The organism is Novosphingobium sp. (genome assembly GCF_027489515.1).
Lineage (GTDB): Bacteria > Pseudomonadota > Alphaproteobacteria > Sphingomonadales > Sphingomonadaceae > Novosphingobium.
Genome location: NZ_JAIXZS010000068.1, coordinates 1 through 6,764 on the forward strand (window position 1 = coordinate 1; position 6,764 = coordinate 6,764).

The following is a 6,764-nucleotide window of genomic DNA, read 5'->3' on the forward strand; positions in this document are numbered from 1 at the left end:
ACCGATGGCACTTTACCCTTCTCCCTGGCAACTGACCCTTGCGCGGATTGAAGGTGCCCTCCCCTTCATCACACCGGAACTCGCCGAGTGTCTGGCGCTCGCTTCACTGCGACGCCTATGGCGCGTGCATGTTCGCGACTATCCCTTTGATAATCTTGGAATCGCCCACAATCCGGGAGTGAACGCGAGCGAACTTGTCCGCTCGTGGTACTCGGAGGAACGCCGACAGTTTTTGTCGTGGATCGGCCGACGTGCGCCCCCTGCCCTCGCCAAAGCTGCCAAGCAAGTCCTGGCAGCCAAGGGCGAGACTGAAGGCTTCACCGAAGCCTATGCCCCCGCAGACAGCGCGATAGCGCGGCTCGACGCCTTGCTCCCCAGCAGGGATCCTCAGGGCACCCTGCTCGAGTGGCTTGAAGAGCTGCGGAGCGAGGAGTTCGACTTCTTCGAAGGCGGCAGCGAGATGGTCCAGGTCGGCGGGATAGCTATCACGCGCTCGGCACCGCGAGGTGCTGCCTGGGCTGCCTCACTAGCTGCAGCGATGAGGCCCCATCTCTTTGGACTGGGGTCTGCCCCGCTGGCGCTAGCAGGCATCATGCCGCGGGCCCTGTTCCGCGAATTCCACGAAGAGCCCCTGCCCGTCCTTCTCCGTTCGGCGCTCGAGACAGCTTCCAACAAGGCTGAGGCTGATTTGCGGGTGATGCGAGATGCTGTCACCCTGGCCGGCAAGCAGCTCGCTGGACGCCTCTATGCCTCGTCAACCGCCCCACATGCTTGGCGGATGATCGTCGGCCTTGGCCCGCTGACGAGGGCGGAACTTGCCAGAGGACTTGGCGTCACAAAGCGTACCGCTTCCCAATCGGTGATGTCGCTGCAAGAAGCAGGTATGGTGCTCCTGCGCGAGACCGACAGCGCTATGATACCGGCCAGTGCTGATCTAGTACCGCGCGAATAGCTTCTTCGGCTTCCTGCCGTGTCGCACCGCCCTTGTTCAGCAAGGTAATTCGGACACCCTTGCGATCAGCACCCTCAATCCGAAGCACAGGCTGGCCCACCGCATTGGCTACGGTCTCGGCCTTTCCTGACTTCTTGGGGGGTCCTGACTTCTTGGGGGGATCAGCCGCGAGCGAAAGCGCCTTAATTACCTCCAGAACCGATGGCGAATGGTTGGTCCGCTCGCGCTCTGCGGCAAGCCGCGCCGCTTCCCGGAAAGCCCTCTCCTTCCGATCCTCCGGCTTCATGAGCGCCTTGAGTGCGATCGCATTGCGAATTCCGAGCTCCTGCGGATTTGCAAATGCTCTGGTCAACTCCTCGGGCAAGCGGGCCAGATCGAGATACCGTGTGAGCCAGCTCTCCGAAACCTTGAGCCGTTCGGCCATCGTCTTCTGACGACCCTCGTAGTAGGCCGTCAGTGCCCGGAGATAGTCCTTCGCGCGCTCGAGATCGGTAAGATCATCCCTTGCGCGATTCTCGATATCAGCGAGCCGGAATGCTTCCTCATCACCGATCTCGCGGACGTCGACCAGAAACTTGAAGTCAGGATAGTTGTGCGTGCGTAGCCAGCTGATCGACCAGTGACGCCGTGCGCCACAAATGACTTCGAAATCATAGCCATCTTCTCCGGACAATCGCCGGACGATTGCCGGGATTTCCTGCCGTCCCTGTGCCTTGATGCTCTCGATCAGATCCGCACAGCGCTCCTCATTGAGCAAGGCGTAGTCGCGATTATGGCCAGCCCACATGCGGCATCTTGCCGGATCAACGAGCTCATGGGTGCGAGATACAATCGCTCCAGAGGCTAGATCGGCAAGGCGGTTTGAGCGCCCGGTAAGCACGTTGGAGGCAATGCTTGATCTACGAGGGGCTGCAGCATCCTCCCCGAGATCGATGCCCGCTGCCAGATCGGCCGCAAAACCGCTGTTCTTCCTACTCATGCAAGCCTCCCCTTAGCGGAATTGCACGCGTGCAATTTTCCCAGTGGCTCATACCAAGGCCTCCTGACGGAGACGCTTCTGATGGCTCGGCCACATCGATCGAATGTCGACTTCGATCTCCGAATTGACGCCATCAAGATAGTTCAGACAGCGGTTGCGAACCGCAGAGCTCGTGGCCGGGCCATCAAGCTCATAGACTGTCATCAGCCGGGCCGTGGCATTGTCTATCTCAGCCGAATCCTTGAGAGGCGTGCGAACCATCGCGTGACCGAAAAGCGTCCGCATCAGCTGCAACAGCTCCTTCTGCATCGACTTGTTCTCATCGACCTTCGACGCGACGAAGCGGAGGAACTTTAGTTCGGGGGCAAGACCGCGGTCAGCAAGTTGCTCGATCGTCTCATCCAGCATCGACAAGAATGCAGCTGTCGAGGAGAAGTCCATGACGGTCGGTGGGACCGGTACGACCAATGCGTTAGCGGCCCGAAGCACAGACAACGAGATCGCACCAAGCGCCGGCGGAGGATCCATGACGATGACATCGAAGCGATCCGAAATACTCTCGATGCCCTCCTTCAGGCGATCAAGGAGAGCTCCGTTCCCCTGCGCCATCCGCGCGGCCAACTCATACTCAGAGTTGAACAAACGAAGGTTGGCGGGGATCAGCTCCAAGCCATCGAAGTGGGTCTTGCGGAGCGCGTAATCCAGGGATGACCGCTCCCCCTCTCGCAGGAACGGATAGAGGGTATCATCTTCTGTGAGGTCGAGATCCGGCACATAGCCGAAGAGTGTCGTCGCCGAGGCCTGGCTGTCGCAATCGACAAGCGCAACGCGGTAGCCTCTGATGGCCAGATATTGCGCGAGGTGAACCGCCAATGTCGATTTACCCACCCCTCCTTTGAAGTTCTGGACGGCAACGACGCAGCAGGGGTCGTTTGGCGCCCGATATGGCCTCGTCCCGAAGACCCCGCGCATGTCGTTCAGTTGGGCAAGCGTGTATCTCTCTCGCCTGTTATTGTCGGTTCTCGCAGGCTCGGGCAGTCGGCCGTCCTTCTCGGCATCCCGGATCGCAGCGGGCGTCCGGCCCACAAGTTCAGCCGCCTTGCCGATCGTAAAAGTCGGTTCACGGCGATCGTCTGCCCTGGCGCTTCGCGCGGAATCGCGGAGTTTCTCGAGTACGGATGAGGTACGACTGGCCAGTGTCGCGACCGAGACCAAACGCTCGGCTTCTTCGATCTGAAGTCCGTTAGACACATGTTGTCCTTTCGCAATTGAGAGCGTGCTACACCCACTTGCGCTTTTCGGTCAAGAAATTCAGAATTTTCGAAAGTTGAACTGCCTTGTCGGCCAAATTTCGGGGCGGCGACGACCCATCCTGACTCGGTGGGGGCATGGCGAATTGCACGCGTGCAATTTTGGCGTTTCAGGGCCGCCCGCGCCGGTTTACCCACCCCTCACAAAAGCCCTTCCACGCCGCGATCAGCTTGGCGCCACGAAGCTTCTCCAACCGATTGCCCATATGTTCGCGAAAGCCGCTCGCGATGAGATCGACATCCCAACCACCACCGTGCTTCTGAGCGACCTCAAGCAGATCGGCGTGCCCAAAGCGGATCGAGCCAGAAGAAGGGAATGTGGACTCTGGCTGTTTGATGGCAGGTGCCGGGTCGGGCGGTGCTGCTATTGTCCCCTGCCCCGCAGTTACGGTCTCGACGGAGCCAGTGCGCCTAGCTTGGCGTCCCGCTGAGTGCCGGTCGAGCTCATCCACGGTTTCGAGGACCTCGGGCGCGCCCTTCGGCTCAAAACGGAACTCAAGCTCGGTGACCGTACGTCCCTGCCGGATCTCGCGCCACTCCACACGGAAGTGCGCCAGCTGGTCAATCTCGGACTTTGCCTTCTCCAGCACCTTACGCCGAAGTTGAGCAAAATCCGTGTAAACGTCCGGGGGTATGCCGAGAGCTGCACGAAGCGCCTGCATATCCCCCCTCCAGGTCGCTTGACGGCGATGGAGACGAAGAGCTCCAAGCTCGTAAAGCTTGAGCGCATAGTTCGAGCGGAAGCCCAAAACCGCTTGCCGGTTGAGCACGGCATAAGTCTCAGACGCCTGGATCAGCTTACGCGCATCGGGCGTGAATTCCCATTCGATCCAACCCGTCTCTCCGCCATCCTCGTCGGTCTCCTCTTTAGACCGCGAGATTAGGGAGAACAGGAGAGTGGCCTTCTTTCCGCGCCAGGATTTGTCATCAACGGCAAAGAGAGTCCGGTGAAGTTCCTGAAGCATGTCGCTGATCCGCTCATTGCCCTTGTGACCTCGGCGGATGTCGGCCTTGCGAATGCGATGAGGACGATCTTCCCACGCATCCCCTCCGGCAGTCAGGATCATGAGGGCTAGGAGCCGCGATGCCGTCAGGCTGAGCGACTCACCTTTCACGAACTTGATTTCGATGATGTTGCCCGGCTTGGCGAACTCGTCGCCGCCCTTTGCCTTCAATGCGGCAGCAACACGCATCGCACGGCCAGGTGACCCCTCTTCCGGCTTCTCATCGAGAGCCTCGGCTATTGGGCTATCATCAGTTTCCATGCCATATTGCGATCAAAGCTTGATTCTTGGGAGCATGATTGCTGCCTGACCTGACCTCTTGCGTCAAGTCAGGTCAGGTTAGAATTCAATTTGCAGCCCCCAAGAGGTCAGGATTGAAGGGCAGGGATGGGATGGCGGAATCGTCGGATTTCCTGCGAGTCGGCAAGCACCATAAACGAACGCAAGCTAGGGGTCAGTTTTTACAAAAACAGGCAGGAAGAAATGCTCGAACGGCCTGCTGCATCTGCCGAGAGATGCTCTCCCCCCAATTGGTCAGGAATGCCCCAGAAGGTCAGGGGAAAGCCCCCGCTAGGTCAGGATGTAGCCCCCATAAGGTCAGCCTAACACCCCCATCGGGTCAGGCAAAACGGCATAGGCCTCTGAATTCAGACCATAAATCGGTCCCGAATCTGAATCCCTAGAATCAGAAATCCTCCCGCTGCAAGCAGCGGCGTTTTTATGATGATGATTTTAAAGGTGATCGGCCAGATATCGCCTTCCAATCGCTTCAGTGAATCACTGACGCTGCTGTGATTCAGATTTCCGGTTGGACCGCTTGTCCATGCCTCTGCCACCAAGCCACGATGCAGACACCAATCAGCCAGTCATGGCATTGGCAGGCCATAGACACATCGCGCAACGTTGCGCGAGAATACAACCTCTGGATCCAAACCGACCTGTTCGGGTGGACTGTAGTTGAACGCCGTTGGGGCCGAATCGGTTCACGGGGGCAGAGCCTGACCGAAAGCTTCCAGAACATGCGACAAGCCGAAGCGATAGCTAAGCTAATCAGGGAAAGACGAGCGAGCGCACTGAAGCGAATTGGAGTTCGCTACCACGAAGTCGGGTAACTGCAGGCGACTGTCGATCACTCAATGTCACCGCAAAGGGCAATCGAGGTTCCCCAGTTCATGGAGGGAAGGGGAGGGGGAGAGCTTGGGGGAAGCTTATGACCCTGACAGAACTCCGACCGACCCAGGACACCATCAACCTCGTCGCAGCCCTGCGCGGCACTTGGCACGGCTCTTACGCTATGTGCCGATGCCCCGTTCATGATGACCGGACGCCTTCACTATCGATCCGGCAAGGCACCTCAGGTGTCCTCGTGCATTGCTTTGCCGGGTGCAATCCACGGGACATCATGCGGGTCCTGCGAAATACTGATCGAGTACGAGCCGTCGAAGCCCGTCCAGCGCGAAGTCTGGACTTCAGGCGACTGGCTCAGCGCCTGTGGGATGATGCGATCGACGTTCAAGGAACGCTGGGAGAGCGCTATCTCGTCGGCAGATGTCTACCCCTAGACCTTCCCGACGTCCGTTTCCTTTCGCAGTGCCCATTAGGCAGAAAACCGAACACTGCACTTCATCAGGCCTTGCTCGTAGCTGTGCGGGACGGTGGTCACCTTGTCGCAGTCCAACGCATCATTCTCGATCCGAGAACAAGCCGGCATCGGGGCAAGTTCTTGCTCGGACGCTGCGGGCAGGGGGCATGGCAACCAGCACCGAGTGGACGAGTTCTCGCAGTAGCGGAGGGCTTCGAAGATGCTGCCGCCTTCACCAGTCTGACTGGCGTAACTTGTTGGGCAGCGATGGGCGCTTCTCGCTTGCCAATCCTTAAGCTGCCGCCGGAGCTCGACACATTGATCATAGCCGAGGACAACAATTCGCCAGGACGAAGGGCAGCACATCGAGCGACGATCGCTTACGCCAGACCCGGCCTTCAGATCCTTCGAATTCCTCCAGGCAATCTCGATGATTGGGCGGAAGCGAACGAACGCATTATTTCCGCAAACTCGTTCGCAGAAGAACGACGAGGATCTAGACAACACCACTCTCGTCTTACGAGATCTTTTGTCAGTAGACCTACACCCCCCTGATCAGACCCAGAATGGCTGCGATCGGATGTTCTCCCTAAGCCAAACGACTAGCTGCTCGCTCGAATTACACTGCAACATTGGGAAATTGTATAGCAACGCCAACGCTGCCCCAATGCTGACGCTTTATGCGAGGGGCTATGCGGAAACGTCTGATTTTTGTCCCAATCGCCCCTGCCATCCTGCTGACCGCGTGCGGAAGCGAGCCCACTGCGCCGACAAGGCCCCCGGTCCACAGCGAGGCAATCGCCCACGAGACCGAGCTTGTCCGCCTGAAGCTGACGCCGGAAGCGCAGAAGCGGCTCGGGATTGTCACTGAGCGGATCGGGACGGGCACCGCATCGGCCATACGCATGACCAGTGGCGAAATCGTGATCCCGGCAGG

The 6,764-nt window shown here is 58.9% G+C and carries 8 protein-coding genes and 1 pseudogene; 4 read left to right on the forward strand and 5 right to left on the reverse strand.

Going from position 1 to position 6,764, the window contains the following annotated elements; genetic code table 11:
* Positions 1–952, forward strand: a 952-nt coding sequence (locus Q0082_RS11855; protein WP_366522553.1) for a hypothetical protein, incomplete at its 5' end; no start/stop codon positions are given.
* Here Q0082_RS11855 and Q0082_RS11860 read toward each other — a convergent pair.
* The 4 genes from Q0082_RS11860 to Q0082_RS11875 all read right to left on the reverse strand — a co-directional run bounded on the left by Q0082_RS11860 (position 912) and on the right by Q0082_RS11875 (position 5,084).
* Entirely contained in the window at positions 912–1,931 is a 1,020-nt protein-coding gene (locus Q0082_RS11860) for a ParB/RepB/Spo0J family partition protein (RefSeq protein ID WP_147161270.1), read from the reverse strand. The two genes, Q0082_RS11855 and Q0082_RS11860, sit on opposite strands and share 41 nt — an antisense overlap.
* 48 nt (positions 1,932–1,979) lie before the next feature.
* Positions 1,980–3,182, reverse strand: a complete 1,203-nt coding sequence (locus Q0082_RS11865; protein ID WP_147161271.1) for an AAA family ATPase — start codon at positions 3,180–3,182, stop codon at positions 1,980–1,982.
* 169 nt (positions 3,183–3,351) lie between these two features.
* A complete protein-coding gene (locus Q0082_RS11870) occupies positions 3,352–4,506 on the reverse strand; it encodes a replication initiation protein (RefSeq protein WP_298192793.1) in 1,155 nt (384 codons plus the stop codon).
* 386 nt (positions 4,507–4,892) lie between these two features.
* Positions 4,893–5,084, reverse strand: a complete 192-nt coding sequence (locus Q0082_RS11875) for a hypothetical protein (RefSeq protein WP_298192796.1) — start codon at positions 5,082–5,084, stop codon at positions 4,893–4,895.
* A gap of 6 nt (positions 5,085–5,090) precedes the next feature.
* On the opposite strand from Q0082_RS11875, the gene Q0082_RS20120 reads away from it, so the two are divergent.
* Complete coding sequence (locus Q0082_RS20120; RefSeq protein ID WP_366522555.1) at positions 5,091–5,357, forward strand: WGR domain-containing protein; 267 nt, start codon at positions 5,091–5,093, stop codon at positions 5,355–5,357.
* Positions 5,358–5,599: 242 nt separating this feature from the next.
* On the opposite strand, the gene Q0082_RS20125 is transcribed toward Q0082_RS20120, so the two are convergent.
* Complete coding sequence (locus Q0082_RS20125; RefSeq protein WP_366522556.1) at positions 5,600–5,761, reverse strand: hypothetical protein; 162 nt, start codon at positions 5,759–5,761, stop codon at positions 5,600–5,602.
* 129 nt (positions 5,762–5,890) lie between these two features.
* Here Q0082_RS20125 and Q0082_RS20130 point away from each other — a divergent pair, with 129 nt between their 5' ends.
* Together Q0082_RS20130 and Q0082_RS11885 are read left to right on the forward strand one after the other, a co-directional pair.
* The gene (locus tag Q0082_RS20130) at positions 5,891–6,382 is read left to right on the forward strand and encodes a toprim domain-containing protein (protein WP_366522557.1); all 492 of its coding nucleotides are present in this window, start codon (positions 5,891–5,893) and stop codon (positions 6,380–6,382) included.
* Positions 6,383–6,519: 137 nt separating this feature from the next.
* Positions 6,520–6,764: pseudogene (locus Q0082_RS11885) on the forward strand (efflux RND transporter periplasmic adaptor subunit); the annotation flags it as partial.